The organism is Endobacterium panacihumi, assembly GCF_050847465.1.
GTDB classification, from domain to species: domain Bacteria; phylum Pseudomonadota; class Alphaproteobacteria; order Rhizobiales; family Rhizobiaceae; genus Neorhizobium; species Neorhizobium panacihumi.
Genome location: NZ_JBOZRA010000001.1, coordinates 1,025,906 through 1,052,231, shown reverse-complemented (window position 1 = coordinate 1,052,231; position 26,326 = coordinate 1,025,906). Strand labels below are relative to the sequence as shown.

At 59.4% G+C, this 26,326-nt stretch carries 28 protein-coding genes; 11 read left to right on the top strand and 17 right to left on the bottom strand.

The window, feature by feature from the left end:
- Positions 1-29: 29 nt before the first annotated feature.
- Complete coding sequence (locus ACRQ1B_RS05220; RefSeq protein WP_432292592.1) at positions 30-1,223, bottom strand: flagellar hook protein FlgE; 1,194 nt, start codon at positions 1,221-1,223, stop codon at positions 30-32.
- A gap of 254 nt (positions 1,224-1,477) precedes the next feature.
- Between ACRQ1B_RS05220 and pncA the strand changes: the two genes are divergently transcribed.
- The 3 genes from pncA (at position 1,478) to ACRQ1B_RS05205 (ending at position 3,342) form a co-directional block, all read left to right on the top strand.
- Entirely contained in the window at positions 1,478-2,104 is a 627-nt protein-coding gene (gene pncA / locus ACRQ1B_RS05215) for a bifunctional nicotinamidase/pyrazinamidase (RefSeq protein ID WP_432292591.1), read from the top strand.
- A gap of 172 nt (positions 2,105-2,276) precedes the next feature.
- Positions 2,277-3,005, top strand: a complete 729-nt coding sequence (locus tag ACRQ1B_RS05210) for an AzlC family ABC transporter permease (protein ID WP_432292590.1) — start codon at positions 2,277-2,279, stop codon at positions 3,003-3,005.
- Between the two features lie 13 nt (positions 3,006-3,018).
- Positions 3,019-3,342 carry an AzlD family protein gene (locus ACRQ1B_RS05205; RefSeq protein WP_432292589.1) on the top strand — a complete coding sequence of 108 codons (324 nt, stop codon included), beginning with the start codon at positions 3,019-3,021 and terminating at the stop codon, positions 3,340-3,342.
- Here ACRQ1B_RS05205 and ACRQ1B_RS05200 read toward each other — a convergent pair whose 3' ends face one another.
- A complete protein-coding gene (locus ACRQ1B_RS05200; RefSeq protein WP_432292588.1) occupies positions 3,343-5,178 on the bottom strand; it encodes an aminopeptidase P family protein in 1,836 nt (611 codons plus the stop codon). It lies immediately after the preceding gene.
- A gap of 266 nt (positions 5,179-5,444) precedes the next feature.
- Between ACRQ1B_RS05200 and ACRQ1B_RS05195 the strand changes: the two genes are divergently transcribed.
- On the top strand, positions 5,445-5,603 hold the full coding sequence (locus tag ACRQ1B_RS05195) for a hypothetical protein (RefSeq protein WP_432292587.1): 159 nt from the start codon (positions 5,445-5,447) through the stop codon (positions 5,601-5,603).
- A gap of 171 nt (positions 5,604-5,774) precedes the next feature.
- On the opposite strand, the gene ACRQ1B_RS05190 is transcribed toward ACRQ1B_RS05195, so the two are convergent.
- From ACRQ1B_RS05190 to ACRQ1B_RS05175, 4 genes are all read right to left on the bottom strand, one after another.
- Positions 5,775-6,656 (bottom strand): 50S ribosomal protein L11 methyltransferase, encoded by an 882-nt coding sequence (locus tag ACRQ1B_RS05190; protein WP_432292586.1) that lies wholly within the window; start codon positions 6,654-6,656, stop codon positions 5,775-5,777.
- Positions 6,657-6,733: 77 nt separating this feature from the next.
- Positions 6,734-7,333, bottom strand: coding sequence for an SCO family protein (locus ACRQ1B_RS05185; protein WP_432292585.1), 600 nt, complete (start codon positions 7,331-7,333; stop codon positions 6,734-6,736).
- An 84-nt stretch (positions 7,334-7,417) separates the two neighbouring features.
- Complete coding sequence (locus ACRQ1B_RS05180) at positions 7,418-7,873, bottom strand: hypothetical protein (RefSeq protein WP_432292584.1); 456 nt, start codon at positions 7,871-7,873, stop codon at positions 7,418-7,420.
- Positions 7,874-7,936: 63 nt separating this feature from the next.
- The gene (locus ACRQ1B_RS05175) at positions 7,937-8,218 is read right to left on the bottom strand and encodes a hypothetical protein (RefSeq protein WP_432292583.1); all 282 of its coding nucleotides are present in this window, start codon (positions 8,216-8,218) and stop codon (positions 7,937-7,939) included.
- Between ACRQ1B_RS05175 and ACRQ1B_RS05170 the strand changes: the two genes are divergently transcribed.
- Entirely contained in the window at positions 8,217-8,684 is a 468-nt protein-coding gene (locus ACRQ1B_RS05170) for a chemotaxis protein CheW (RefSeq protein ID WP_132272195.1), read from the top strand. The genes ACRQ1B_RS05175 and ACRQ1B_RS05170 overlap by 2 nt on opposite strands.
- A gap of 262 nt (positions 8,685-8,946) precedes the next feature.
- A complete protein-coding gene (locus ACRQ1B_RS05165; RefSeq protein WP_432292582.1) occupies positions 8,947-9,276 on the top strand; it encodes a hypothetical protein in 330 nt (109 codons plus the stop codon).
- 64 nt (positions 9,277-9,340) lie between these two features.
- Here ACRQ1B_RS05165 and ACRQ1B_RS05160 read toward each other — a convergent pair whose 3' ends face one another.
- On the bottom strand, positions 9,341-9,835 hold the full coding sequence (locus ACRQ1B_RS05160; protein ID WP_432292581.1) for a CreA family protein: 495 nt from the start codon (positions 9,833-9,835) through the stop codon (positions 9,341-9,343).
- A gap of 71 nt (positions 9,836-9,906) precedes the next feature.
- Positions 9,907-10,497, bottom strand: coding sequence for a 3'-5' exonuclease (locus ACRQ1B_RS05155; protein ID WP_432292580.1), 591 nt, complete (start codon positions 10,495-10,497; stop codon positions 9,907-9,909).
- Between the two features lie 140 nt (positions 10,498-10,637).
- Between ACRQ1B_RS05155 and ACRQ1B_RS05150 the strand changes: the two genes are divergently transcribed.
- The 3 genes from ACRQ1B_RS05150 (at position 10,638) to ACRQ1B_RS05140 (ending at position 12,099) form a co-directional block, all read left to right on the top strand.
- Entirely contained in the window at positions 10,638-10,895 is a 258-nt protein-coding gene (locus ACRQ1B_RS05150) for a type II toxin-antitoxin system Phd/YefM family antitoxin (protein WP_432292579.1), read from the top strand.
- Complete coding sequence (locus ACRQ1B_RS05145) at positions 10,892-11,338, top strand: type II toxin-antitoxin system VapC family toxin (RefSeq protein ID WP_432292578.1); 447 nt, start codon at positions 10,892-10,894, stop codon at positions 11,336-11,338. Before ACRQ1B_RS05150 ends, ACRQ1B_RS05145 begins: the two co-directional genes overlap by 4 nt.
- Before the next feature lie 218 nt (positions 11,339-11,556).
- Positions 11,557-12,099, top strand: coding sequence for a GNAT family N-acetyltransferase (locus ACRQ1B_RS05140; RefSeq protein WP_432292577.1), 543 nt, complete (start codon positions 11,557-11,559; stop codon positions 12,097-12,099).
- Positions 12,100-12,102: 3 nt separating this feature from the next.
- Here the strand turns inward: ACRQ1B_RS05140 and ligA are convergent, their stop codons facing one another.
- Positions 12,103-14,268, bottom strand: a complete 2,166-nt coding sequence (ligA, locus tag ACRQ1B_RS05135) for an NAD-dependent DNA ligase LigA (protein ID WP_432292576.1) — start codon at positions 14,266-14,268, stop codon at positions 12,103-12,105.
- A 201-nt stretch (positions 14,269-14,469) separates the two neighbouring features.
- Between ligA and ACRQ1B_RS05130 the strand changes: the two genes are divergently transcribed.
- The gene (locus tag ACRQ1B_RS05130) at positions 14,470-15,039 is read left to right on the top strand and encodes a cytochrome b (RefSeq protein WP_432292575.1); all 570 of its coding nucleotides are present in this window, start codon (positions 14,470-14,472) and stop codon (positions 15,037-15,039) included.
- A gap of 2 nt (positions 15,040-15,041) precedes the next feature.
- Here the strand turns inward: ACRQ1B_RS05130 and ACRQ1B_RS05125 are convergent, their stop codons facing one another.
- From ACRQ1B_RS05125 to ACRQ1B_RS05090, 8 genes are all read right to left on the bottom strand, one after another.
- Complete coding sequence (locus tag ACRQ1B_RS05125) at positions 15,042-15,488, bottom strand: DUF4279 domain-containing protein (protein WP_432292574.1); 447 nt, start codon at positions 15,486-15,488, stop codon at positions 15,042-15,044.
- Between the two features lie 43 nt (positions 15,489-15,531).
- Complete coding sequence (gene recN / locus ACRQ1B_RS05120; protein ID WP_432292573.1) at positions 15,532-17,205, bottom strand: DNA repair protein RecN; 1,674 nt, start codon at positions 17,203-17,205, stop codon at positions 15,532-15,534.
- Between the two features lie 34 nt (positions 17,206-17,239).
- Positions 17,240-18,115: an outer membrane protein assembly factor BamD gene (locus ACRQ1B_RS05115; protein WP_432292572.1), complete on the bottom strand. Its 876-nt coding sequence runs from the start codon at positions 18,113-18,115 to the stop codon at positions 17,240-17,242.
- A 212-nt stretch (positions 18,116-18,327) separates the two neighbouring features.
- Positions 18,328-19,284, bottom strand: a complete 957-nt coding sequence (gene lpxC, locus ACRQ1B_RS05110; protein WP_432292571.1) for a UDP-3-O-acyl-N-acetylglucosamine deacetylase — start codon at positions 19,282-19,284, stop codon at positions 18,328-18,330.
- 272 nt (positions 19,285-19,556) lie between these two features.
- On the bottom strand, positions 19,557-21,335 hold the full coding sequence (gene ftsZ / locus ACRQ1B_RS05105) for a cell division protein FtsZ (protein WP_432292570.1): 1,779 nt from the start codon (positions 21,333-21,335) through the stop codon (positions 19,557-19,559).
- Positions 21,336-21,423: 88 nt separating this feature from the next.
- Positions 21,424-22,755: a cell division protein FtsA gene (ftsA, locus tag ACRQ1B_RS05100; RefSeq protein ID WP_432292569.1), complete on the bottom strand. Its 1,332-nt coding sequence runs from the start codon at positions 22,753-22,755 to the stop codon at positions 21,424-21,426.
- Positions 22,752-23,678 (bottom strand): cell division protein FtsQ/DivIB, encoded by a 927-nt coding sequence (locus ACRQ1B_RS05095; protein ID WP_432292568.1) that lies wholly within the window; start codon positions 23,676-23,678, stop codon positions 22,752-22,754. Before ACRQ1B_RS05095 ends, ftsA begins: the two co-directional genes overlap by 4 nt.
- Positions 23,666-24,592, bottom strand: a complete 927-nt coding sequence (locus ACRQ1B_RS05090; protein ID WP_432292567.1) for a D-alanine--D-alanine ligase — start codon at positions 24,590-24,592, stop codon at positions 23,666-23,668. The genes ACRQ1B_RS05095 and ACRQ1B_RS05090 overlap by 13 nt, the downstream gene beginning before the upstream one ends.
- 328 nt (positions 24,593-24,920) lie before the next feature.
- Here ACRQ1B_RS05090 and ACRQ1B_RS05085 point away from each other — a divergent pair, with 328 nt between their 5' ends.
- A complete protein-coding gene (locus ACRQ1B_RS05085; protein ID WP_432292566.1) occupies positions 24,921-26,225 on the top strand; it encodes an MFS transporter in 1,305 nt (434 codons plus the stop codon).
- Positions 26,226-26,326: the final 101 nt, after the last annotated feature.

The following is a 26,326-nucleotide window of genomic DNA, read 5'->3' as shown; positions in this document are numbered from 1 at the left end:
TCTATCCCGTTGATTGTCTTGTCGCAGCGCTAACGCGCAAGATTGACCAGTGTATCGATCAGTTCCGAACTGGTCTGAAAGACCTTGGAATTTGCGGTATAGATACGCTGCGCCTGGATCATATTGGTGAGTTCATCGGCGATATCGACATTGGAACTCTCAAGCGTGCGGTCTGCGATCTGGCCAAAGCCATTGCTGCCCGCATACCCGATAACGACGACGCCCGAAGCATTGCTCTGCGCATAAATATTTCCGGGCAAAGGCGTGAGATTGTTGGGGCTTTCGACATTCGCCATGGCGATGCGAAATTTCGGCTCCACCTTGCCGTTGGCATAACGCAGCGATACGACGCCATCAGAACTGACCTCGTAGGATTCCACATTGCTGGCAGCACTGCCGTCGATCTTGCCGGTGATGACCTCAAATGGCTTGCCGAGTTGCGACGAGCCGGCAATATCGATGCTGAGCGACGCCAGTTCAGTGCCGTCGCGCAGCAATGGCAGCGTCGTCAGTGTTTCGGGGCCGATCAGTTGCCCCTGGGCATCGAAGCTCAGCGCGACGGGACTGAGCAATGTCTCTCCCTCGCAGGAAATACCAATGGTCCAGGCATTGTCGCCGGTCTTGGTATATTCGATATCGAGCAGGCGTGAATTGCCTTGCGCATCGAAAGCGACGAGCGATGTCTTGCTGACATCGCCCACAGCGGCGCCTGCGGGAAGATTGGTCTTGAGCGTGCCGGCAGTGGAGCCGATCGCGGTCAGGCCGCCGGATGACACATTGACCGGCGCCAAACCGTCGAAGCCGTTGATGACGATGGTCGGATCCTCATCGGACGAATAGGGATAGCCCATCAGCGTATAGCCGGCGGCATTTTTCAGCGTGCCATCGCTCTGCACCTCGAAATTGCCGGCGCGGGTCAGATATTCGACGCCATCGGCGCCGGAAACGACGAAAAAACCGTCGCCATCGATGGCGAGATCGGTTGGCGAAGTCGTATAGGAAAAGGCTCCCTGACTATCCACCGCGTGGCGGACAGTGGTGCTGACACCGCCCGAATTGTAGTTGCCGCCGGTTCCCGGCATGATCATCGACGAAAATTGCGTATCCACCTTCTTGTAGCCGACCGTGCCGGCATTGGCGATATTCTCGGCAACGGCACTCAGACGATTGGCCTGGGCGTTCATGCCGGAAACGGCGGTGCGCATGCTCCCAAAAAGACTCATAACAACCTCCAGTTATGACCAGAGACTTTGCTCCACAACTTGCCTCAGGCTTGCGGGCCTCGCCATTTCCGACAGGTTGACATATAATTGGGGATTATTACCCGGCGGGATTTGACGGGTGACAAATTTGCGCTGCACACACCGGAACTCGTGCGGTTTCCCTCGCAGACGATTGTGATAGACTTTGCCGCAAGGCTGCCTTGCACCCCAATAAAAAACGCGGGGCAGACCGATTCGTTTGAAGGAGAGAAGCCATGAAGGCGCTGCTGCTGATCGATATCCAGAACGGTTTTTGTCCGGGCGGCAATCTGGCGGTTCCGGATGGGGATGCGGTCGTGCCGGTGGCCAACCGGCTGATCCGCGAGGGCGGTTATGACGTCATCGTCGCCTCGCAGGACTGGCACCCGGCCGATCACGGCAGCTTTGCCTCGCAGCATCTCGGTGCGAAACCCTTCGACATGGGCGAGCTTTCCGGGCAGCCGCAGGTTCTGTGGCCGGATCACTGCGTGCAGGAAACCAGCGACGCGGAATTTCACCCGGATCTGGAGATGGATGCGGTGGATTATATCCAGCAGAAGGGTGAAAACCCGGCTGTGGACAGCTATTCGGCCTTTCGTGACAATGACCATGCGGCACTCACCGGCCTTACCGGTTACCTCAAGGCACAATTGGTCAATGAACTCGATGTCTGCGGGCTGGCCACGGATTATTGCGTCAAATTTTCAGCGCTCGATGCGCGCGACATGTTGCCGGACGTGAAGGTACGCTTCGTCTCAGACGCCAGCCGCGGCATCGATCCGCAGGGCGTGAAGGATGCTATTGCGGAGATGAAGGCACGCGGCGTCGGCATCGTCACCAGCGACGAGATTCTCGCCGACTGAGCGAGCCGCACGCGGCGGCATGACGTTGGATGAGCTGCCTTGTCCGGCCCGGCGCGACGGATCACCGAAATCGATTGATTGAATAAGCGCAATTCGATTGCCAGCGCCCTCGCCTGCTTCTACACGCAAAGCTCGAACAAAAGCGCGAGTGCAGCGGCGCAGGGAACGATCCATGGACAGACATGAGCAATTGACGAACGGCCTTAAAAAAGGGGCTGTGGTCGCGCTTTCATCCGCACCTTTCGGCGTGCTGTTCGGCGCCATTGCCGTCGATAACGGTTTCAGCATCACCGAAGCCGCGCTGATGAGCGGGCTTGTTTATGGCGGCGCCAGCCAGTTGGTCGGCATCGAACTTTTTGGCCATCACGTTGCGGCCTGGATCATCGTTCTCTCGATTCTTGCCGTCAATTTCCGCCACATTCTTTATTCGGCCGCGCTGACCACGGTGATCGGCCGTTATCCGCATGTCGAACGCTGGCTTGCCTTCTTCCTGCTGGTCGATCCGCAGTTTGCTGAAACCGTGAAGCGCGAGGAAAGCGGCAAGACGGCGACGTTCCGCTGGTACTTTGCCATGGGCGCGGTGATCTGGATCTCGTGGGTGATGACGACCGTGATCGGCGCCTACTTCGGCAGCATGATCGGCGATCCCAAGGCACTTGGCATCGATGTCCTGCTGCCGGTCTATTTCCTCGGCCTGACCATGGGGTTTCGCAGTCGCCACAACTTTGTCCCGGTTATGTTGGCGGGCGCGGCCGGTTCCACTGTCGCTTTCCATTTCATCGGCTCGCCCTGGCATATCAGCGTCGGTGCGGTTCTCGGCATTCTGGTCGCGACGATCTTGCCACCACCGAAGGTGCATGAGGAGCCGGACGTCTCCGAGATGGAAAAGGAAGGGCTGTAAAATGGAACACCAGATGAGCGCTCTTTCCATCGATCCGAACACCGCACTGCTGATCCTTGTGGCGGCGATCGCCACCTATTTCACCCGCATCGGCGGTTATGTGCTGATGAGCAGCATGAAGCGCATTCCGCCTCGGGTGGAATCGGCGCTCAATGCGGTGCCGGCGGCGGTTTTGACCACACTGGTGGCGCCGCCCTTCATCTATGGCGGCTGGGACATCAAGATCGCCATGGTGGTGGCGCTGGTGGTGGGCCTGCGTTTTCCCGGCCTCACCATCCTTGCGGTCGGCTGGGCGGCCGTGATGGCCGCCCGTTACGGTTTCGGAATCGGGCCCTGATCAGGCGCCGATCGGTGCCGTGGCGTTATCCAGCCAGTCCCGGATGGCGGCATCGGCAATCAGCGGCGACAACTTTTCACGCACCGTGGCGTGGTAGGCATTGAGCCACTCCACTTCCTCAGTCGTCATCAGCGAGGCGACAACCAGACGCAGATCGATCGGGCACCAGGTCAGCGTTTCGAACGAGCGCATGGCCATGTCGCCACCGGCAACCTCTTCCGCGTCACGGACAAAGATCAGGTTCTCGATACGGATGCCGTAATGGCCCGGGCGATAATAACCCGGCTCGTTGGACAGGATCATGCCGGGCAGCAGTTCCTGCGTGGCGAGCCGCGCGATACGCTGCGGACCTTCATGCACCGAGAGGTAGGAACCGACGCCGTGGCCCGTGCCATGGGCGAAATCGCCTCCGGCTTTCCACAGGGCGATACGGGCCAGCGGATCGAGGTCGCAGCCGCGCGTGCCCTTGGGGAAACGCGCCGTGCTGATGGCGATCATGCCCTTCAGCACCAGCGTGAAGAAACGCTTGCGATCTTCCGGCACTTCGCCGATCGCCACCGTGCGGGTGATATCCGTCGTGCCGTTGATGTATTGCGCGCCCGAATCGATCAGAAAAAGTTCGCCCGCCTCGATCTTGCGATCGCTTTCGCTGGTGACGCGGTAATGCATGATGGCCGCATGTTCGCCGGCACCGGCAATGCTGTCGAAGGAGACATCGCGCAGCGGGTTCTGCATCGACTGACCGACACGTCCACGTGCCGCCTCCAGCGCCCTGACCGCCTGGATTTCGGTAAGCGAGCCGGGTTTCGACTGATCGAGCCAATAGAGAAACTCGACCATGGCGACGCCGTCCTGGACATGCGCGTCAGCCGAGCCCTTGAGTTCAACCGCGTTCTTGATGGCGCGCGGCAGGCGGGCCGGATCGGTGCCGTCGACCACCGTGCCGCCAGCCATCTCAATGGCAATGATCAGCGCCAGCGCCGTCAGTTCGGGATCAACGAGAATGCGGCCGCCGTCCTTCGCGTGAACGCCGATACGATCCGTCAATGAAGCCGGCGCGTGAATGGCGGCAAGCGGCTGCAGATGGGCGCGGGCCTCGGCGCCAAGCTTGCGCTCGTCGATGAAGAGTTCTGCCTTGCCATCGGCCGAGATCAGCGCACGCGACAGCGGATGCGGCGTGTGCGGCACGTCGGCGCCGCGGATGTTCAAAATCCAGGCGACGGAGGACGGATCGGCAATCAGCGCCGCGGAAAGGCCCTTGGCTTTCAGACCGGCTGCGATATCAGCGATCTTCTCCGCCGCAGGCTTGCCGGCATGGGCTTCTTGCTGCACAGCCACGTCACCCATCGGCTCGGAGGGGCGATCCGTCCATGCCGTATCCAGCGGGTTTTCATTGAGAAGGACGATCGTGCCGCCGATTTCGGAAACGGCCTTGGCAAGCCTCTTCACCTCCGAGCCGCCATGCAGCCACGGATCGACACCCAGACGAAAACCCTTTGGCGCATGCGCCGGGATCCACAGATGCGGTGGCTCATTGACGAGGTCACCGCCGGTAAAGACCGTGCCATCCACCTGTTCGGCGAGCTGGGTGACATAACGACCATCGACAAACACCACGGTCTGCGAACGCGTCACCAGTGCGATACCGGCGGAACCGGTGAAACCGGTCAGCCAGGACAGGCGCTCGGCGGATTTCGGCACATATTCGCCCTGATATTCATCGGCGCGCGGCACGAGAAAACCGTCAATACCGAGCTCGTCGAAACGGGCGCGGATGGCGTTAACACGCTCACGACCCAACTGCGGCGTGGACGTGTTATCGAAGCATTGAAACATAGGCAGTATTCCAGGTGATGTGATTAGGAAAAACGGTCGGCGACATCTAATCAATTTCATGGCGTGTCCGCCAGCAAAAGTATGTAGCCGACTACCTCAGCCTCCCATTGCTGCCATCCGATAGAATTGCGATAGGCAAAAAACGTTAAGCCATGCATTATGCGCATGACACAATTGATGACAGCCTGCTTACTAGGCAGTCAGCTTTGTCTTATGTGTCGATCCAGGCAAAGTGACACACGCACTCACCCATAAGGACGAGATCGATGACCAATTCCTTCTTTCGCAATGCATTCGACCGCGTCGTTGCCGCTCGCAAACGCCAGGCGGACCTGCTGATCAATGAAACGCTGCTGCGTTACGACGACCAGACGCTCAAGAGCATCGGCACCAGCCGCGCCGAACTGATGCGCAACAAGTTCTGACGTCAGGCGTGGTCAAAGCCTCGCCGCAGCAGCCGATCGCTTGAGCCCTCCTCCCACGCTCGCGATCCGCTGGCGTCAAACAGCAAAGAGGCGGCATGAGAATGCCGCCTCTTTTTATTTTCGCATTTTATCAAAGTCGTTATGCGCTCAGCACAATGGTGCGCCGCATGATCACTGTTTGCGGAGATGAATCGTCACCCAGCCGTTGCGCCAGATGGTGCGCACATGCGCGAGACCGGCGCCGGAATAGGCGGAAATCACCTTCCAGCGCTGTTCGGCGAGAATGCCCGACAGAATGACCGAGCCGCCCGGCGACAGGTGATTGACCAGTTGCGGCGCCATCTTGATCAGCGGACGTGCGAGAATATTGGCGATGATCAGATCGAACGGTCCGTAACGATCGAAGGCCGGCGAATGAAAGCCCGGCGCGGTTTCGAGTGCGATACCGTTGGCGATGCCATTGCGGCGCACGTTTTCACGCGCCACGCGCACGGCGACCGGATCGATATCGGTGGCCAGAACCGGGATCATCGGCCGCAGTTTTCGAACAGCGATAGCAAGCACGCCGGAACCGGTGCCGAGATCGAGCGCATTTTTCGGATTTTCGGCATTGAGCACGCGCTCGATGGTTTCGAGGCAGCCGGCGGTCGTGCCATGATGGCCGGTACCAAAAGCCTGGCCGGCATCAATCTCGATGGCAATATCGCCCGAGCGCACCTTGTCGCGGTCATGGCTGCCATGAACGAGAAAACGCCCCGCCCTGACGGGCTTCAAGCCTTCCAGCGACTTGGCGATCCAGTCGATATCCGGGATGATTTCGCGCTCGATGACGGCATCGGGGAATTCTTGCGAAAGCGCTTCCGAAATACGGGCATGCACCTCCGCCTCGTCCTCGGCCATCATGTAGACCGACGCTTCCCAGATATCCTTCTTTTCGTCGATCTCCGTCGTGCCGACGGCGAAATCCTCTTCGCCGAAGCAGAAGGACAGGATGTCGAGGATCTGCTCCGCCTTCTTTTCGGTGGTGGAGACATAGAGGCGGATTTCGCTCACGGCCGGGTCCTTAGATTAAAATGTGCGGCCAGCCATGCCACACAAGGCCGCACCGCTTCAAGCCCGCGCGAGCAAGCTTAGCCGCCAATCAGGCTCTGAAGTTTTTTCACGGCGCTGTCGGGATCCTCGCCATAGGCGATGGTTTTCGAAAAACGCCCGCCATTGTCGAGCAGGAATACCGAGGCCGTATGGTCCATTGTGTATTCGCCATTCGGATCCTTCTCATCGACAGGAACCTTGCGGGCAAATACCTTGTAGCCCTTGACCATGTCCGCCACCTTTTGCGGATCACCCGAAATGCCGGTGATACGCTTCGAGACATTGGAAATGTATTGCTGCAGGACTTCCGGCGGATCGCGCTCGGGATCGACGGACACGAAATACGCATTGAGACGCGTGCCATCGGGATCGACCTTTTCCAGCCATCCGTTCAGCTCGAACAGCGTGGTGGGGCAGACTTCCGGGCAATGGGTAAAGCCGAAGAAAAGCGCCGTCGGCTTGTCCTGAAACGCCTTTTCGGTGATCGGCTTGCCATCCTGCGCCACCAGTTCGAACGGCACGCCGAACGGAGCGTCAGCGACCTGCTGTGTCTTGCCGGTGACTTCAAACGTCAGCCAGCCCAGCACGCCAGCCAGTGCCACGACGGCGATCCATAGAACAATCCGAAAAGTCTTCATGACAACAGGTCCGCACGCTTCTGCAACGAATGATGAATTGCAGATAGCCTCGGCGATTGAAAGGCGCAAATCAACTGGGTGTTTTTATCGGACCGGGGTCGTTTCGCCGCAGGCACGCGTCAAACGCCGATATCGCTCGAAAACATACATTCCCGCCTCGACAAGCAGATAGATTGCCAGCACCAGACGCAGCTTGCCCCAATAAAAGGCCGGCATCATCTGGCCATCACGAATGTGAAAATCCTGCCCCAGTTGCAATGTCTGCATGCCACTGATGGACACATAGAACATGCCGGCCAGGAACACGTAAAAGGCAATGCCAAGGCATGCCAACACATGCGCGACCACCGTCTCCCTTGGCATGAAGCTTAGAACGACGAAGGGAATGAGGAGAAAGACGACAAAATCAACAACCGCCCCGATGAGCGACAGAATGGCAAAGGGCATCCGCCACTTGTCGCCAAGCACCCATATGTCGCCGACGAGATCGATTGCGAACAGGGCCAGGAACGCCAGTGAGACATAAACCAACTGCCGCATCTCAAGCCCTACTCACGTCATAAATTCAAAAGCGCGCGCCGCCAGCGTTTTGACCACACGCCATCACAGACACCATGACATGCCGGTTTCAGCCATGTTGATGAAAATCTCCGAACCATATTGCAGCCAGCCGGCCACACAGAGAATCAGCAGGCCCGACGCCAGCAAAAAACCGGTGAGCATGAGTGGAAGGCGCAAGGATGGGGCGTTCTGGTGCATGAGCGCCAGTATAACAGGCTTTTTAGTCTCAAAAACAGCAGAAAAAGGCAGGCCTGCCACAGAGATTAGGGGAAGTTTAACCCGCGTTTGAGAGCGTGTGTCCAACGAAATCAGGATGACCGCCATGAGCAACGCCATCAAGCAGTCGGGAGCATATCTCGAAATCGTCTCCTTCCATCTGGGCGACCAGGAATTCTGTATCGACATCATGGCGATCCGCGAAATCCGCGGCTGGGCGCCGGTAACGCCGATGCCGCATACCCCGCCTTACGTTCTGGGTCTCATCAACCTGCGCGGTGCGGTTATTCCGGTCATCGACATGGCCTGCCGCCTCGGCATGAAGATGACGGAGCCTTCCGAGCGCGCCGCCATCATCGTCACCGACATTGCCGGTAAGCTGGTCGGCCTGCTGGTCGAGCAGGTGTCCGACATGATGACCATCAAGAGCGAAGACCTGCAGCCGGCACCGGAAATCATTCCGGAAGGCCAGCGCGCTTTCTGCCGCGGCATCGTGGCGCTGGAAAAGACCATGGTCTGCTTCCTGAACCTCGACACCGTGATTGCCGACGAGCTGACGCGCGAAGCCGCCTGATCAATACCGGCGACACCATTATGAAACACCCGCCCTGGCGACACGGCGGGTGTTTTGCGTTTTGACGTATATCAAGACCTCACACACACGTGAGGCACGCACATGTGATGGAACATCAAGCCATTGCAAAATAATGATTTTTTTTGAAACTTTCTGGAATCCCGACAGTTAATCCAACGTGAATTCAGCACGGCGCCACCAAACGATCCTCTTGAAGGAACCGCTTTGTGGCGTGACCTAAAGACACAAAAGGAGAATTGTCATGAAAAAGGCTATTGCACTCGCCACCCTGATTTCCGCTTCGGCTTTCGCCGTGGGCGCTTCCGCCCAGACCTATGGTACCGACATGCCGGCCGCATCGACGGAAGGCGTGACCGTGGTGAACGTGACCAACGATCCGAGCACTGGCAATGGCAGCCGACTGCCGCTTAACCTGACCAATCCCGGCCCTGAACTGATCCAGGACGCCCAGGCACAGCTTCAGTCCGACCCGGCTCTGGTCGATGCTTTGGCCATGAAGAATGTGCAACTGGCCAATGTCGTGCATATCCAGACCGCGGCCAATGGCGGCAAGATCGTCTACGTTCGTTAATGGCGGATGACAGCGTGGAAAAAGCCGTGTCTCCAAGCCCGGCTTTTTTCTGCGCCGTTTTCCTTCAGGGTTTTCCCTTGGTCCATGTGACCTGCTGACCGTAAAGCGGCACGGCGGACACCGCCATCTTCGCCGAGCCTTCCACCACCCTGCGGGAATGCGCCAGATAGATCAGCGTATCATTGGTCTTGTCATAGATGCGCTTGACCAGCAGGTCCTTCCAGATGAGTGATCGGCCCTGCCGAAAGACTTCTTCACCGCCCTTGTCGAGTTCGATATCACCGATCTCGATCGGGCCTGTCTGGTTGCAGGAAATCGCGCTGTTGGACGGGTCCTCGAACCAGTTGCCGTTCTTGAGGCGGTCGATCATGCTGCGATCGAAATAGGTAACGTGGCAGGTGACGCCCTTCACGGCCGGATCGGGCACGGCCTCGACAATGATGTCGTTGCCGATCCAGTCCACACCGACCTCGCCGACCACTTCGGCAATGGCCGGTGCTGCAACCACACCAGCCAGGACGGCGGCAGCGGAAAGAAGTAAAACAAGACGGCGGCGCATGGCAAATCTCCGATCAACGATCCGTGAGGAGAGATAAGGTGAAGTCGCGCGCTTACAAGATCGCGTAAAAACTACTGTTTGCGCAATGTGCAGGCATCGTAACCGCCCGCATAAAGCCGGCCTGCCCGCATGCCGATGGCCGGCGCGACATCACGGACGTCCGTCACCCTCAGCGCCTTCGCAATAGCAAGCGACGCCTGCGCGCAAATGGCTGCATCCTCAGCCGCATTGTGGTGCAGAAAGGACAGGCCAAGATGCTGCGCCAGAATGTTCAACTTGTGCGAGCCGAGATGTGGCCACACTTTCTGCGCCATTTTTACGCTGCACAGGTAGGAAAGTTGAGGGTATGCCTGCCGGTATTGATCGAGACAGGCGCGCCAGACGGAAAAATCGAAAGAGGCGTTATGGGCGATCATGGTTGCGCCGGCAAAATCGTCGGCGAACTCGTCCATCACCTCGGGAAACTCCCCGGCATCCTCCACCTGTTCCGGGCGGATGCCGTGGATGGCGATGTTGAAGGAGGAAAACCGCATATCCTTCGGGCGGATCAACCGCTCCTCGACGCGCACGACCTTGCCGCCTTCGATCCACGCCAGACCGACCGAACAGGCGCTGCCGCGTTGCTCGTTGGCGGTTTCGAAATCGATGGCGATGGTTTTCAAAGGGGCGTTCCGGGTGGCGATGTTTGCCCGCTTTTAGGATGAGTGAGGTGATTCGGCAAAGGTTCACATCCCCATAGTGACCTTGCAAACGCTCATCTCACACTGTAATTTGGTCACATATGACCACTTCGGAGCGCGTGATGGCAACGATCAGCCTGAAGGATGCAAAAGTCGGTTTTTCTACTCTTGTCGACAAGGCAAGCGCCGGAGAATTCGTCACGATCACCCGCCATGGCAAACCCGCGGCTGTTCTGGTCAGCGTTGATGCAGCGGAGGCCGCAAAGCGCGCGAACCGCAAGACGAAAGCGAATTTTGCCGACCATCTCCTCGCCTTTCCCGCTGTCGAAGACGAAGTATTCGAACGCAATCCGTCACAGTCACGGGACATCGAGTTTTGAGCGGCTTTCTGCTCGACACCAATATCATCTCCACAACGTCACCGACACATGCGCAGACAAACGGTCAATTCGGTGAGTGGCTGCGGCAGCAGGTCAGGCTGGATACGGTGTTTTTGTCCGTCGTGACCGTTCATGAGATAGCGAAAGGCATTGCCTTGTTGACGCACAAGGGCGCCACGCTGAAAGCCGAAAGGCTTGCGGCTTGGCTCGATATCGTGCGAAACGATTTCGATGACAGGATATTGGCCTTCGATGCGGAAATCGCAATGTTCGCGGGACAGCTGGAAGCCGTCGCCATTTCGAACGGATATTCGCCCGATATGGCCGACGCCATGATCGCGGCCACGGCGAAACGAAACGACCTAATCGTTGTCACCCGAAACCTGCGCCATTTCGACATATTCAACGTCGCAACGGCCTCGTCGGACGCGCTGTCGGGATAAAAAAGCCATTCAGGTTGTCACTTAACCGATGCTCGCCTTTGAGGCGTTATGGCAACATGACCAATCGCGCCACCCTTACCCATACCACCGTGACCATTCGCCCCGCAGGGCGCGTGGCGGGTTTGGCGCGTTAAGCGGTTGTCCCACCACCACCCTGCCGAATGACGGCAGGGATCGGTGTTCCGCTCTGCCTTACGCACAATCGAAGGAGAGCGAGAATGAAAGTATCAGACGATGTGAAGGAAAAACCGCCCCGAGCGGAAAGGCTTCAGAATGTGGTGATCCGTGCCGCATGCCCGGATGATGCAGAGGCGATCACCGCATTGCATAATCTTCCCGGCTACCGTTACGGTACGCTGCGCACACCGTTTCATTCCGTTACCGATATCCGCCGCTCTCTGGAAAACCCGACTGGCGATGGAAGACGCCTTGTCGCCGATCTCAACGGTCAGGTGATCGGCGATATCGGACTGACGCTCGCCGGCAATCCGCGACGTCGCCACGCGGCCTCGATCGGCATGGGTGTGCATGATGAATTTGCTGGACGCGGTGTCGGATCGGCGCTGATGACAGCAGTGCTCAATATCGCCGACAACTGGCTCAACCTTCGCCGCGTCGAATTGACGGTCTTCACAGACAACGAACCGGCAATCCGCCTTTACGAAAGACACGGCTTTGTCACCGAAGGTTGCCTCAAGGAGTTCGCATTCCGCGATGGCCACTATGTCGATGCTTATACGATGGCGCGGCTGAAAACCTGATCCTCAGCCGCCGATGAAGGTCAGCCATTCGTCTTCCGTCATCACCTCGACGCCGAGTTCCCTTGCCTTGTCGAGCTTGGAACCGGCGCCGGGGCCGGCGACAACGTAATCCGTCTTCTTGGAAACGGAACCGGCCACCTTGGCGCCCAGACCTTCTGCCCGTGCCTTCGCCTCGTCGCGGGTAAAGCGCTCTAGCGAGCCGGTGAACACCACCGTCTTGCCGGCGACGGGGCTGTCGGAGGCCGCCACCTGTTCGGCAACCTGCGGTGTCACTTCCTCCAGCAAGCGTGTGACGACATCGAGATTGCGTGGTTCCTTGAAAAATTCGACGATGGCGCGGGCAACGATTTCGCCGATGCCTTCGATATTGTTCAGATCGTTCCAGGCGTCACCGGAAAGATCGGCAGCCTCTTGCATCGCCTTTTCCAAGGCTTCGTAGGTGCCGTAATGGCGGGCCAGCAACTTTGCCGTGGTTTCGCCGACATGGCGGATTCCGAGCGCGTAGATGAAGCGGTTGAGCGCGATCGAACGGCGTTCATCGATGGCATCGAACAGTTTTTTGACGCTGACCTTGCCGAAACCATCGATGTTTTCCAGCTTCATCAGCGGCGAGGATTCCTGACGCTTCTTCAGCGTAAAGATATCGGGCGCGGTGCGAATCTGCAGCGACGGGTCTTCCGCTTCGAAGAAAAAATCCACCTGCTTGGTGCCAAAACCTTCGATGTCATAGGCATTGCGGGAGACGAAATGTTTCAGGTGTTCGGTCGCCTGCGCGCGGCAGACGAAACCGCCGGTGCAGCGGGTGACCGAATCGAGCTTGCCGGTCTTTTCGTTCTTTTCGCGCACCGCATGGCTTCCGCAGACCGGGCATTTGGTCGGGAACTCGTACTTTTTCGCATCCGCCGGGCGCTTTTCCATCACCACATCCAGCACCTGCGGGATTACGTCCCCTGCCCGCTGCACGATGACGGTATCGCCGATACGGATATCGTGGCCTTCCTCGCGAATGCGCTCGCCGGAATTGCCGATGCCTTCGATATAATCGGCATTGTGCAGCGTCGCGTTGGTGACGACCACGCCGCCGACGGTGATCGGGGTCAGACGCGCCACCGGCGTCAGCGCACCGGTGCGGCCGACCTGGATGTCGATGTTCTCGACGGTCGTGAACGCCTGCTCGGCGGGGAATTTATGGGCCGTTGCCCAACGCGGCGAGCGCGAGCGAAAACCGAGGCGGGCCTGCAGGTCGAGTCGGTCGACCTTGTAGACGACGCCGTCGATATCATAATCCAGATCCGGGCGGGTGAGCCCAATCTCGTTGTAATGGGCAAGAATATCTTCGAGCGAGGTCAGCCGCTTCATCAGCGGATTGACCGGGAAACCCCAGTCCTTGAACGTCTGAACCATCTCGAACTGTGTTTTCGGAAGGTCGTTCGGCTCGGACATTTCTCCCCAGGCATAGGCGAAAAATTTCAGCTTGCGGCTTTCCGTGACCTTGGCGTCGAGCTGGCGCAGCGATCCGGCGGCGGTGTTGCGCGGGTTGACGTAAAGCTGTTTGCCTTGCGCTTCCATCTCGGCGTTCAGCGCCAGAAAATCACTCTTGGCTATATAGACCTCACCGCGCACTTCCACGACAGCAGGCACGCCCTTGGGCAGGCGCTGCGGGATTTCCTTGATGGTCTTGATATTGGCCGTGACGTTTTCACCGGTCGTGCCGTCGCCGCGCGTCGCGGCATTGACCAGAATGCCGTTCTCGTAGCGGATCGACATCGACAGGCCGTCGATTTTCGGCTCCGCGGTAAAGGCGATGGAGTTGTCCGGCAACTGGCCGAGGAAACGATAGACCGAATTGACGAAATCACGCACGTCATCGTCGGAAAACGTGTTGTCGAGCGAGAGCATCGGCCGCGAATGGGTGATCGGCGCAAAGGTGGCAAGTGGTGCTGCACCCACCTTGATCGATGGTGAGTCGGCGCGGATCAGCTGCGGGAATTTTTCCTCGATGTCCTGATTGCGGCGCTTGAGTGCATCGTAGTCCGCATCCGAAATTTCGGGCGCATCATTGCCGTGATAAAGCTCATCGTGATGGGCGAGTTCCCTTGCCAGCCGTTCCAGCTCAGCGGCGGCGGTCTGTTCGGTCAGGGTGTCGACTGGTGTCTGATCGGCGGCCATTCGGGAATCTCCATGTCTGAGGCTTTTTCTAGTGCAATTGCCGCAGATTGGAAGAACCGCCTGCCCTCTCCGCCAAGATCACGAACATGTTTTGGAAAATGGCATGGCTGGCACCTTCACCCCTGGACGTGTTGCAGTGCGGCAGCGTAATACCCAACTCAAACACTCATGTTCGCAAACAGCAATTTTCGGGGAAAAGTTATGGCCAAGCGCTGGCGGGATACGGGATTACGATATGGTCTTGTGACCCGGCTTTTTCACTGGTCGATGGCATTTCTCATCTGTTGGCAGTTTTCCGGCCTCGTGCTGGGAAGGCTTTTCGGCCGTTCCGGTCTGACGGACTTTTTGAACAGCACGCATGGCTCGCTCGGCGCCACCATTCTCATCATGGCAGCCGTCAGAGCGCTCTGGGGATTCTATAACTTGAAGGACCGACCGGCGCATGAACGCGGGCCTCTGGGCCTTGCCGCCCGCACCGGCCATGTCGTGCTGTATCTGCTGATGCTCGCCGTTCCCGGCCTTGCACTGCTGCGCGCCTTCGGCTCCGAATGGGGGCTTATGCTCTACGGGCTACAGATCGTCGAACGCGGCGGCGAAAATATTGCCTGGATGATTGCGCCGGCCCGTCTGCTGCATGGCACGCTCGCCTGGACGTTGCTGGCCATGGTCGGCGGTCATATCGCCATGGTGCTGATCCACCGTTTTGTCTGGAAGGACGAGGTGCTGTCACGCATGGCGGGACCGGCACGCCAGGTCGCTCCGGCGGAATAGGTTCAGGGATCGACGGCGTCGTCCTCGTAATAGGCGTCGTCTTCCTCGCTCGCATAGATATCGAAATCGAGGACGAGCCCTCTATCACCGATCGCGCTCAGAAGCGTGGGATCGAGGGTGAAACCCTCATTTGCCTCGCCGAGAAACAGCCCCAGGAAAATATCACCGTCATACTGCGACGACAGGTCTCTCCAGACGGAAAGATCATCACTCAAACCGGACAATAGCGCAGAAATCTGTTCGCCGAGTTCGCCGGAAAGCTCTTCATCGGCCTCCAATTGCCACGAGCCCGTTTCGGCGACAGCCTTCTTGCCATCGGATGATGGCATGGCAGCGCCCTTGCGATAGGCCGTCGTCGGGATCGCGCCCAGCAATTTGGAAACATGATCCGGATCGAGATCATCGCCGAAGAAACGCAGGCAGGCGATGGTTTGATGAACAGCGGGCATAACATTCCTCAATCATTTTTGAGGGCCACCGTCATCGATGGCCTCATCCCTCGGCGGCCAGCAGCGCCGCAGCAGCCGCCCTCGCCTCGTCTGTCACGGATGCACCCGAAAGCATGCGGGCAATCTCTTCCGCGCGGTGCTCCGGCGTCATTCTGGCCACACGGGTGGCGATCTTTTCCGATCCGTCGCCCGCCGGTCCCTTGGAGATCAGCATATGCGTGGCGGCGCGTGCGGCCACTTGCGGTGCATGCGTGACGGACAAAACCTGCACCGTGCGCGACAGGCGCTTAAGCCGCTGGCCGATCGCATCGGCGACCGCACCGCCGACACCGCTGTCGATTTCGTCGAAGACGAGCGTCGGCGCGGAACCGCGATCGGCAAGCGCCACTTTCAGCGCCAGCAGGAAACGCGAGAGTTCGCCGCCGGACGCTACCTTCATGATCGGGCCGGGACGGGTGCCGGGATTGGTCTGGACGTGGAATTCGACCGTATCGATGCCATCGGCGGAGGCCTGTTCCGGGTTGGTCGTCACTTCGACCATGAAGCGCGCCCGTTCCAGCTTCAGCGCCGGCAGTTCGGCCATGACCGCTTCGGACAGGGCAGATGCACCCTTGTGGCGCTTCTGGGAGAGAGCGGAAGCAGCCTGATCAAATTCGACCTTTGCGGCTTCGGAAAGCTTTTCCAGCTGCCCGAGTTTTTCTTCGCCGGCATCGAGTTCGGCGAGATCGGCCACCATCTTTTCGGCCAGCGCCGGCAGTTCGGTCACCGGAACCGAGTATTTGCGACCGGCCGCACGCAAGGCAAACAGGCGCTCCTCGACACGCTCCAGTTCACGCGGATCGAATTCGGTACGGCGCAGGGCCGCCTCCACTTCCATCTGGGCGTTGGAGAGGTGGTTAAGCGCCTGATCAAGCAGCTCGACGGTTTCTTCGAGAAGTCCCGGCGCTTCGTGGCTCTTGCGCTCCAGACGGCGCACCATGGAGGCGATCAGCGGCACTGGCGAACCATTACCGTTCAAAAATTCGGAGGCTTCTGAAATGTCGCCGGCAATGCGTTCGGATTTCTGCATGCGGGCGCGGTTATCGGCAAGCTCGTCCTCTTCGCCGTCGCGGGGCGACAGGATTTCCAGTTCCTCGACGGAAGACCGCAGGTAATCGGCCTCGCGGGCGGCCGCTTCGACGCGCGCACGATGGCTCTTCAGGCCGCGCTCGGCGTCTTTCCAGGTGCGGTAGAGGCCGGACACCTGTGCCGCTTCGTCAACGATGCCCGTGAAGGCGTCGAGCAGCGTGCGGTGGGCATCGGTATCGACAAGCGCACGGTCGTCGTGCTGGCCGTGGATTTCCACCAGCAACTGGCCGATCTGGCGCATCATCTGCACACTGACCGGCTGATCGTTCACGGAAGCCTTGGTACGGCCATCGGCGGATTGCACGCGGCGGAAAATCAGGTCGCCATCGTCATCAAGACCGTTTTCACGCAACAGGAGGCGGGCGGGATGATCCATGCCGACATCGAAGACGGCCGTCACCTGCCCCTTGTCGCTGCCATGGCGCACGAGGCCGCCATCGCCGCGGCCACCAAGCGCCAGCGAAAGACTGTCAAGAAGAATGGATTTGCCGGCACCGGTTTCACCGGTCAGCACCGAAAGGCCGGCCTCGAAATCGAGGTCCAGCCGTTCGATCAAGACGATATCGCGGATCGACAACTGGATCAGCATGTTACCTCGATCCGGCCCTGCCCTGCTTCAAAAATCAGGTATCGCTGCCTGCGACAAGCCTGACGGCTGCGCGAGAAATCCACGAACCGCGATTTTCACGCGGCTCGAGACCGCCGCCCTTCAGGAGCTTGTAGCTGTCGGCATACCACTGGCTGTCCGGGTAGTTGCGGCCAAGAACGGCGGCAGCGGTCTGCGCCTCTTCGGCGATACCCATCGCGTAATAGGCTTCCACCAGACGGGCCAGTGCTTCTTCGACCTGGTTGGTGTTGCCGTACTGTTCAACGACCAGTCGGAAACGCTGAATGCCGGCAAGGTATTCCTTGCGCTCAAGATAATAGCGGCCGATCTGCATTTCCTTGCCGGCCAGCTGGTCGCGGGCGAAACGGATCTTGGCCTGCGCGTCGTCGACATATTCCGAATCCGGATATTCCTTGACGACCTTGGTCATGGCCTCGATCGTGCGCGATGCGGCGCGCTGATCCTGCGTGACGTCGCTGATCTGCTTGGAATAGGAAAGGCCCACCAGATACTGCACATAGGCACTGTCGGCCGAACGCGGATATTGCTTCAGGTAACGGTTACCGGCAGCAATCGCCTCGTCATTGCGGTTCTGGCGGGTATTGACGAAGGTGACCATGACCAGCGCCTTGCGGCCCCATTCGGTGAACGGGTTCTGCTTGTCGATGGCTTCGAACTTGCGGGCCGCCTCGCCCATATTGCCGGCCTTCATGTTGGCCAGGCCCTGATTGTAAAGCTGCTCCGGCGGATCAGTCGCAAGGCCAAGTTTGGTGATGTCGATGTCCGGGTCGGTGCCGCAGGCCGTTGTGGTCATGCCGACGCCGGCCAGCACGAGGGATACGACCGCCAAGCGCGCCGTTTTCCCGATTACAGAAGACCTGACATGAGCCATGCAATAGTTCCCGATTGCTACGCGATAAAATGAGCCACCGCCCCGACAGGCGTTCTAGCCATAAAAGCAGCATGAGGGCAACGCAATGATGACCCATTCGCGCAATTTTGTGGCGGTGAGCTTACTTAAATTACGGTAAAAACAACAAAAAAGAAAAAGGCCGTCCACAAGGGACGGCCAATTGGACTGGAGTCGTAAAATCAATCCAAAGCTCAGCCGACCCAGGGAGCGAATTCCGGTACGTGGACCGGAACGAACTCGCGGGCGCGGACACGCTGGCTGCGGGCCGGAGCCTCGACGATCTCGTAGGCTGTCGGATCGCTGAGAAGAGCCTTCAACGCATTGGCGTTCATCTTGTGGCCCCCGCGATACGAACGGTAGCAGCCGATGAACTGCGCGCCGGCAAGCGCCAGATCGCCCACGGCATCGAGAGTCTTGTGACGAACGAACTCGTCCTTGGCGTAACGCAGGCCTTCGACGTTGACGACCGTATCATCATCACCGATGACGACCGAGTTTTCGAGCGACGAGCCGAGTGCGTAACCGGCAGCCCAGAGGCGCTCGACATCACGCATGAAACCGAAGGTACGGGCGCGGGACAGTTCGTCACGGAAAACAGACGCGGTCAGGTCACCCTTCCAGGACTGGCGGCCGATCAGCGGCGAATCGAAATCGATCTCAACTTCGAATCGGGTGCCGTCATAGGGGCGGAATTCCGACCACGATGCGCCGGCATCGATACGTACCGGCTTGATGACGCGGATGTAACGACGCTTGACGCCGAGATTGACCGTGCCGACCTGCTCGATGGCTTCGATGAAGGGGAAAGAGCTGCCGTCCATGATCGGCATTTCCGCACCTTCGACTTCGACGATCAGGTTGTCGAGGCCAAGCGCGTAGATCGCCGCCATGACATGTTCGATCGTTGCAACCGAACGGGCCATGTTGGTGCCAAGAACGGTGCAGAGATCCGTATTGCCGACCTGCGAGGACACGGCGCGGTATTCAGCGGTAGATCCGTCAGCAAGCGTGCGGGAGAAAACGATGCCTGTGCCGGCATCGGCCGGCTGGAAGGTGATCGATACCTGGCTTCCCGAATGCACGCCGATACCCGAAAGAGTGACGGGGGCGGCGATGGTGGTCTGGAAACCGAGAAGTTCGATGCTCATTCTTTTATGCCTTTATTGAACCGAACCGGCCAGTCTCAGCGTGGTTCGGGATCCTTGTCCGTAAATCGCATCGAATTAACAATCTGCGATTCACGGTCTCTTGATCATCTAGATACGTGTCCCGGGCGTACATCTCAAATCACTGTTCGTTTCGCAATGTTACGAAGCCAAGTATCGGGAGATGCTCAACAATTTTCCACTGTTGCAACGAAATGTGAAAAGGCCCGGATCATGTGATCCGGGCCTTTTCACAGTCTGTATTAAAGAGCCGATCAGGTGGACTGACGGCGCAGGAAGGCCGGGATTTCCAGCTGGTCGTCTTCGTGATGCGAACCTGCGCGCGGTGTGCTGCGGCCCTGATCGTCAAGGTTGCCACGACGCGGTGCGTAGAGGCTGGCTTCCGGCGACAGCGGGCGGCGCTGCTGCGAAGAGGCGGCGGGGGCCTGCATCATTTCACCGGCATGATCGTCTTCTTCGCGACGGCCAAGCGAGTTGGTGATGCGCTTGAGGAGACCCATCGGGCCACGCTCTTCATGGGCCGGCTGGCTCTGATGGGCGCGGTGATCCATCTCTGCCTTCACGACCGGCGGAAAGTCTTCCACGCGCGGCATGCGGACCTGCTCGACCGTTTCGCGAACCATAGGCTGGCTCATGACCGGTGCTTCCGGCTGCATCATGCGCGGTGCCGGCTGCGGAGCGACCGGAGCCTGCTGCTGCTGGGCAGCATAGGACGGCTGCGGAGCAGCGGCATAGGACGGAGCCGGTGCGGCAGCGCGCGGTGCTTCTGACGGCGCCGATGCGAAGATGCGGCTCTGCGGACGGAACTCTTCAGCCTGGGCAACCGGGGCCGGAGCCGGGGCGACCGGAGCGGAAGCAGCCGGGATGGCCAGTTCGCGTTCCATTTCAGCTTCGGCGTGACGGATGGTCTCGGCAATCGGGTCTACCGGTGCCGGGGCGATCGCACGGGGTGCCTGCTGCATGACAGGCTGCACTGCGGCCGGAGCCGGAGCAACGGCCGCGGAAGGACGGATAATCGGCTTCTGGGCTGCGCGCATTTCAGCGGCACGCAGATCGACCTGGCCCATGCTGCGATCGATGCCGGTGGCAACGACGGAGACGCGGATGATGCCTTCGAGCGCTTCGTCGAAGGTGGCGCCGAGGATGATGTTGGCATCCGGATCGACTTCCTCGCGGATGCGGGTTGCGGCTTCGTCGACTTCGAACAGGGTCAGGTCGCGACCGCCGGTGATGGAGATCAGCAGGCCCTGTGCGCCCTTCATCGAGGTTTCGTCGAGCAGCGGGTTGGCGATCGCGGCTTCGGCGGCCTGCATGGCGCGACCCGAACCGGAAGCTTCGCCCGTACCCATCATGGCGCGGCCCATCTCGCGCATCACCGAGCGAACGTCGGCGAAGTCGAGGTTGATGAGGCCTTCCTTGACCATCAGGTCGGTGATGCAGGCAACACCCGAATAGAGAACCTGGTCGGCCATCGCGAATGCGTCGGCGAAGGTCGTCTTGTCATTGGCGATACGAAACAGGTTCTGATTCGGGATGACGATCAGCGTGTCGACCGACTTCTGCAGTTCCTCGATGCCCTGCTCGGCAAGACGCATGCGGCGCTGGCCTTCGAAGTGGAACGGCTTGGTGACGACGCCGACGGTCAGGATGCCCTTGTTGCGGGCAGCCTGTGCGACGACCGGAGCAGCACCGGTGCCGGTGCCGCCGCCCATGCCGGCGGTGACGAAGCACATGTGAGTGTTCTGCAGGTGGTCCATGATTTCATCAAGGCACTCTTCCGCAGCAGCGCGGCCGACTTCCGGCTGCGAGCCGGCGCCGAGACCTTCGGTGACCTGCACACCCATCTGGATGATTCGGTCGGCCTTGGTCATGGTCAGGGCCTGGGCGTCGGTGTTGGCAACGACGAAGTCGACACCTTCGAGGCCAGCCGTGATCATGTTGTTGACGGCATTGCCGCCGCCGCCGCCGACGCCGAACACGGTGATCCGAGGCTTCAGCTCGGTGATGTCCGGCTTGTTCAGATTGATGGTCATGTAACCGTTCCTTCTTAATCCTTGGGCAGCGTCGCCACGCCGCCGTTTATTCCTGATTACCTCGACACGCTGGTGCGAAACCGGTGTGTCAGAAACTTTCCTTCAACCACTGCCCCATTCGCGCCAGTCGGCCATTGCCGCTCACCAGTGCCGACGCGAAACCGCCATTTGCCGCATGCGTCTCCAGACCGGCGACCTGCGGGTAGATCATCAGGCCGGCCGCCGTGGAGAAGGCCGGTCCCTTTGCTGCGGTCGGAAGACCCGACAGGCCCATAGGACGCCCGATTCGGACGTTTCGGGCAAGGATTCGGCGCGCAGTTTCTGACAGACCGGTGAGCTGGCTGGCGCCACCGGTCAGAACGACTCGCTTGCCGACGATCGGGCTGAAACCCGACTTTTGTATGCGGTCGCGGATCAGTTCAAGCGTCTCTTCGAGCCGCGCGCGAACGATACGAGTGACCAGAGCCTTGGGGATCTGGGTGGGTTGATCACGATCGTCCTCACCGATCGGTGCGACCGAAATCAGGTCGCGCTCGTCGGCGCCCGTGGAGATGGCAGAGCCATGAACGACCTTCATGCGCTCGGCGTCTTCAATCCTGGTGGAAAGACCGCGCGCAAGATCGGTGGTGATGTGGTGGCCGCCCAGACCGATGGCATCGGTATGAACCAGCTTGCCTTCGCAGAAGACGGAAATGGTGGTGGTGCCGCCGCCCATGTCGATGGCGGCGCAGCCGAGTTCGACTTCATCATCGACCAGAGCCGCAAGACCGCTGGCATAAGGCGTCGCAACAATGCCTTCGACCGACAGATGAGCACGATTGATGCAGAGTTCGAGATTGCGGATCGCCGCACGTTCCGCCGTGACGACGTGCATGTCGACACCGAGCGAATCGCCATACATCGACAACGGATCGCGGATACCGCGTTCGCCATCAAGCGAATAACCGGCCGGGAGCGAATGCAGGATGACACGATCCTGACGCTGCGACAGCTGGCTGGCGTTGATCATGACCTTGCGCAGATCACCTGCTGCAACTTCCTGACCACCCAGATCGATCGTGGCGGTGTAGACATCGCTGGCAAGGCGCCCGGCGGAAATGTTGACGATCAGGCTGTCGATGGTGAGACCGGCCATACGCTCGGCCGCATCGACGGCAAGACGCACGACGCTTTCGGCAGCATCCAGATCAGCGATCACACCGGACTTGACGCCACGCGAACGCTGGTGACCGATGCCGATGATTTCCACATTGTGCGTCCGGCCCGGCAGGATTTCGCTTTCCTGACGCGGGGTCAGCCGGCCGATCATGCAGACGACCTTGCTCGATCCGATGTCGAGGACGGAAACGACGTGGCTGCGCTTGGAAGACAGAGGCTTCAGGCGCGGCAGGCCGAGATTGGATGATCCGAACAAGCTCACGTTGCCCCTGCTTTCTTGAGTGCCTTGGCCCGCGCCGCAACCGCCTCCTGGCGGCGTTCGGCAGCATCGGCCGTCAACTGAACGGTGGTGCGATCCTGAAGGCGGAGATCGACGGCGGCGATATCGCGCTCCAGCATCTGCTGATTGGCTTCGAACTTGGCGAGGCGCTTCAGCGCATCACCGACATTGTCTTCCGGCAGCTTGATGACGATGCCATTGTCGAGATGCAGATCCCAGCGACGGCTGGCGATGCGCACGAAGGCGCGCACACGCTGCTTCAACTCCGGCCATTCAGCCATTTCTTCTTCAAATCCCGAAGCTGCCTTTTCGGCATCGCGACCGACAAACAGCGGCAACGAGGCGAACTTGTTGTCACGCAGAGGAGCGATGATGGCGCCGCTCTTTTCGATCAGGGACAAATCACTGCCGTGCTGCCAGATGCCGAAAGCCTCGCGCTCCTTGAGCATGACCTCGATCGTGCGCGGATAAACCTTGCGGACCTCCGCATAGGCAACCCAGGGAAGCTCGGAGAGCTGACGACGGGCCGATTCGATATCGAGTGCGACAAGCGAGGTCGTGCCGTCGAGACCGAGCAACTGGAGAATATCGATTTCCGACGTCTGGCTGTTACCGGAGACGCGAACATCCTCGATGGCAAAACCGGCAGCCGCCGTCGTCGCCTGCGCAACCGTCTGCGTGTGGCCGCCGATGGACATGCCGTAAAGGCCGACAGCAGCAAACAGACCGAAGGTGGCAACAGTGCCCGTGTGGCGCGGAATATCAATGCGACCCGTGGCGAGGCTGACGCAAAAGCGCACGACACGACGCAGCGGGCGCGGCAGCACCCGGCGATCGTCCGCAACAGGGCCATCCTCGTAAGGATTACGCGCCCCACCTGCCCTTTTGCTGTTCATCGCGAACAAGAAGCGTCCTCCACCATCCAACGGACGAGATCACCAAAGGAATGACCGGCATGAGCGGCCATTTCGGGCACCAGAGAGGTTGGGGTCATGCCCGGCTGCGTATTGATTTCCAGCCAGATGACCTCACCGTTTTCGGAGAAACGATCGTCGTAACGGAAGTCCGATCGACTCACGCCACGGCAACCCATCGCCTGGTGCGCCTTGAGGGCCAATGATTGAATCTTTTGGTAAATATTCGGTGAAATTCGTGCCGGAATGACATGCGTTGAGCCGCCCGCGGCGTACTTCGCATCGTAGTCGTAGAAGGTGTCGCCGTTCGGCACCACTTCGGTCACACCCAGCGCGACATTGCCCATGACGCCACAGGTCAATTCGCGACCATAGACATACCGCTCGACCATGACCTCATCACCGTACCGCCATTCGGACGAACCAATGACCTGCGGCGGATGCGCCTGGTTTTCCTTGACGATGACGACGCCGAAGGACGAGCCTTCACGCACCGGCTTCACCACATAAGGCGGCTTGATGGGATGTGTATTGCCGAAATCGCGGCGATCCAACACCTTGGCCTCGGCCACGGGAATGCCCGCCGCCTTGGCGACATGCTTGGCCTGCTGCTTGTCCATGGACAGAGCCGAGGACAGCACACCGGAATGCGTGTAGGGAATTTGCAGATATTCGAGAATGCCCTGAATGGTGCCATCTTCGCCGTAAGGGCCATGGAGCGCGTTAAAGCAGACATCCGGGCGCAAATCGGCGAGCACCGCTGCGACATCACGATCGACGTCGATGCGGGTGACCTTGTAACCCTCCCCTTCGAGAGCATCCGCGCAGGCATTGCCGGAAGAAAGACTGACGGGCCGCTCGGAGGAAAAACCTCCCATCAAAACAGCCACATGCTTGCCACTCATAAACCACTCCCGAGGAAATCATTAAAGGTTGAAGTTCGACGCTTGCGTGAAACTTTCGCAGCATGATTCCAACCGATCTCGATAGAATCCAGTTAAGCGCCATTAAGGTTAACAAAACGTTTACTTTCGTTAACCGGGACTGCCGAACGGCGTTAACGGCCATCTCTTCCTCAGCGCACCCAGTGGCGGAAATGCGTCAGAGCTTTCGCTCAACGCGCGATTTTTTGCGCTTTATTGCCGGAAAGCCATTTTATTCGATTTAAAATTGCGCTATGGCCGCACCAACCCTCCTTAACAAAGGAGGAGAGACAACACTCACGGATATAAGATGACACAGATGGATACTCCCGTGTCGTCGGCCGCGGAGCCGCTGGAACCTGTTGCAAAGAACTCTCCTGCACAAGTCCTGACGGCCAGCGTGGTCGGCACGACGATCGAATTTTTCGATTTCTACGTTTACGCGACGGCAGCTGTTCTGGTTTTCCCGACGCTGTTCTTCCCGGGCTCGGACCCGACGAGCGCGCTTCTCGCCTCGTTCGCGACCTTCTCGATCGCCTTCTTCGCACGTCCGCTCGGCGCCATCGTGTTCGGCCATTACGGTGACCGCATCGGCCGCAAGACGACGCTCGTGGCCGCTCTCCTCACCATGGGCATTTCCACGGTGGTGATCGGCCTTCTGCCGACCTACGAGCAAATCGGCGTTCTCGCACCGCTGCTGCTGGCGCTTTGCCGTTTCGGCCAGGGTTTTGGCCTCGGCGGCGAATGGGGCGGCGCGGTTCTGCTGGCAACCGAAAACGCACCTCCGGGCAAGAAGAGCTGGTACGGCATGTTCCCGCAGCTGGGCGCACCGCTCGGCCTGTTCCTGTCTTCCGGCGTGTTCTGGATCCTCCTGCACTTCATGTCGCAGGAAGCGCTTCTCTCCTGGGGCTGGCGCGTACCCTTCATCGCCTCCATCGCGCTGATCGCCATCGGCCTGTGGGTGCGTCTGTCGATCACCGAAACGCCTGCCTTCCAGAAGGCCATCGACAGCCACGAGCGTGTCGAGGTTCCGGTTGCGGAACTGTTCCGCAAGCACAAGCGCAGCCTCGTGCTCGGCACATTCGTCGCGCTGGCCACCTTCGTGCTGTTCTACATCGGCTCGGCCTATCTTCTGTCCTACAACGTCAAGGTCCTGAAGATGCCGTTCCTGGATGCACTGGAAGTGCAGCTTCTCGGCTCGGTCGTCTTCGGCATCTTCATCGTCGTGATCGGCAAGCTGGCGGAAAAATACGGCCGCCGCGAAATGCTGATCGTCACCACCGCGCTGATCGCCGCCTTCTCGTTCTTCTTGCCTTACCTGATGACCAACGGCGAAGGCATGATCTTCCTGTTCGTGGTTCTGGCAATGGTACTGATGGGCATGACCTACGGTCTGATCGGCACGGCGCTGGCCGCGCCCTTCCCGACCTCGGTACGCTATACCGGCTCGTCGATCACCTTCAACTTCGCCGGCATTTTCGGCGCCTCGCTGGCGCCCTACATCGCCACCTATCTGCAGGCGAATTACGGCATGACCTATGTCGGCTACTACCTCTTCGTAGCCGCCCTGATCACGCTCGCCTGCATCTTCCTGTCGGGCAAGGACGAAGTCTGATTCTCGGCCGAATGAACTGACGAAAAAGCCCGCGAGACCGATGGTTTCGCGGGCTTTTTTTCATTCGAAGAATTTGATCAGCGATGATGGGGGTTTTTGTA

Bases quoted from the DNA above. Each gene is read 5' to 3' on its own strand.
- ACRQ1B_RS05220 (WP_432292592.1), bottom strand. From the start codon at position 1,223: ATGAGTCTTTTTGGGAGCATGCGCACCGCCGTTTCCGGCATGAACGCC.
- pncA (WP_432292591.1), top strand. From the start codon at position 1,478: ATGAAGGCGCTGCTGCTGATCGATATCCAGAACGGTTTTTGTCCGGGC.
- ACRQ1B_RS05210 (WP_432292590.1), top strand. From the start codon at position 2,277: ATGGACAGACATGAGCAATTGACGAACGGCCTTAAAAAAGGGGCTGTG.
- ACRQ1B_RS05205 (WP_432292589.1), top strand. From the start codon at position 3,019: ATGAGCGCTCTTTCCATCGATCCGAACACCGCACTGCTGATCCTTGTG.
- ACRQ1B_RS05200 (WP_432292588.1), bottom strand. From the start codon at position 5,178: ATGTTTCAATGCTTCGATAACACGTCCACGCCGCAGTTGGGTCGTGAG.
- ACRQ1B_RS05195 (WP_432292587.1), top strand. From the start codon at position 5,445: ATGACCAATTCCTTCTTTCGCAATGCATTCGACCGCGTCGTTGCCGCT.
- ACRQ1B_RS05185 (WP_432292585.1), bottom strand. From the start codon at position 7,333: ATGAAGACTTTTCGGATTGTTCTATGGATCGCCGTCGTGGCACTGGCT.
- ACRQ1B_RS05180 (WP_432292584.1), bottom strand. From the start codon at position 7,873: ATGCGGCAGTTGGTTTATGTCTCACTGGCGTTCCTGGCCCTGTTCGCA.
- ACRQ1B_RS05170 (WP_132272195.1), top strand. From the start codon at position 8,217: ATGAGCAACGCCATCAAGCAGTCGGGAGCATATCTCGAAATCGTCTCC.
- ACRQ1B_RS05175 (WP_432292583.1), bottom strand. From the start codon at position 8,218: ATGGCGGTCATCCTGATTTCGTTGGACACACGCTCTCAAACGCGGGTT.
- ACRQ1B_RS05165 (WP_432292582.1), top strand. From the start codon at position 8,947: ATGAAAAAGGCTATTGCACTCGCCACCCTGATTTCCGCTTCGGCTTTC.
- ACRQ1B_RS05160 (WP_432292581.1), bottom strand. From the start codon at position 9,835: ATGCGCCGCCGTCTTGTTTTACTTCTTTCCGCTGCCGCCGTCCTGGCT.
- ACRQ1B_RS05150 (WP_432292579.1), top strand. From the start codon at position 10,638: ATGGCAACGATCAGCCTGAAGGATGCAAAAGTCGGTTTTTCTACTCTT.
- ACRQ1B_RS05140 (WP_432292577.1), top strand. From the start codon at position 11,557: ATGAAAGTATCAGACGATGTGAAGGAAAAACCGCCCCGAGCGGAAAGG.
- ligA (WP_432292576.1), bottom strand. From the start codon at position 14,268: ATGGCCGCCGATCAGACACCAGTCGACACCCTGACCGAACAGACCGCC.
- ACRQ1B_RS05130 (WP_432292575.1), top strand. From the start codon at position 14,470: ATGGCCAAGCGCTGGCGGGATACGGGATTACGATATGGTCTTGTGACC.
- ACRQ1B_RS05125 (WP_432292574.1), bottom strand. From the start codon at position 15,488: ATGCCCGCTGTTCATCAAACCATCGCCTGCCTGCGTTTCTTCGGCGAT.
- recN (WP_432292573.1), bottom strand. From the start codon at position 17,205: ATGCTGATCCAGTTGTCGATCCGCGATATCGTCTTGATCGAACGGCTG.
- ACRQ1B_RS05115 (WP_432292572.1), bottom strand. From the start codon at position 18,115: ATGGCTCATGTCAGGTCTTCTGTAATCGGGAAAACGGCGCGCTTGGCG.
- lpxC (WP_432292571.1), bottom strand. From the start codon at position 19,284: ATGAGCATCGAACTTCTCGGTTTCCAGACCACCATCGCCGCCCCCGTC.
- ftsZ (WP_432292570.1), bottom strand. From the start codon at position 21,335: ATGACCATCAATCTGAACAAGCCGGACATCACCGAGCTGAAGCCTCGG.
- ACRQ1B_RS05090 (WP_432292567.1), bottom strand. From the start codon at position 24,592: ATGAGTGGCAAGCATGTGGCTGTTTTGATGGGAGGTTTTTCCTCCGAG.
- ACRQ1B_RS05085 (WP_432292566.1), top strand. From the start codon at position 24,921: ATGACACAGATGGATACTCCCGTGTCGTCGGCCGCGGAGCCGCTGGAA.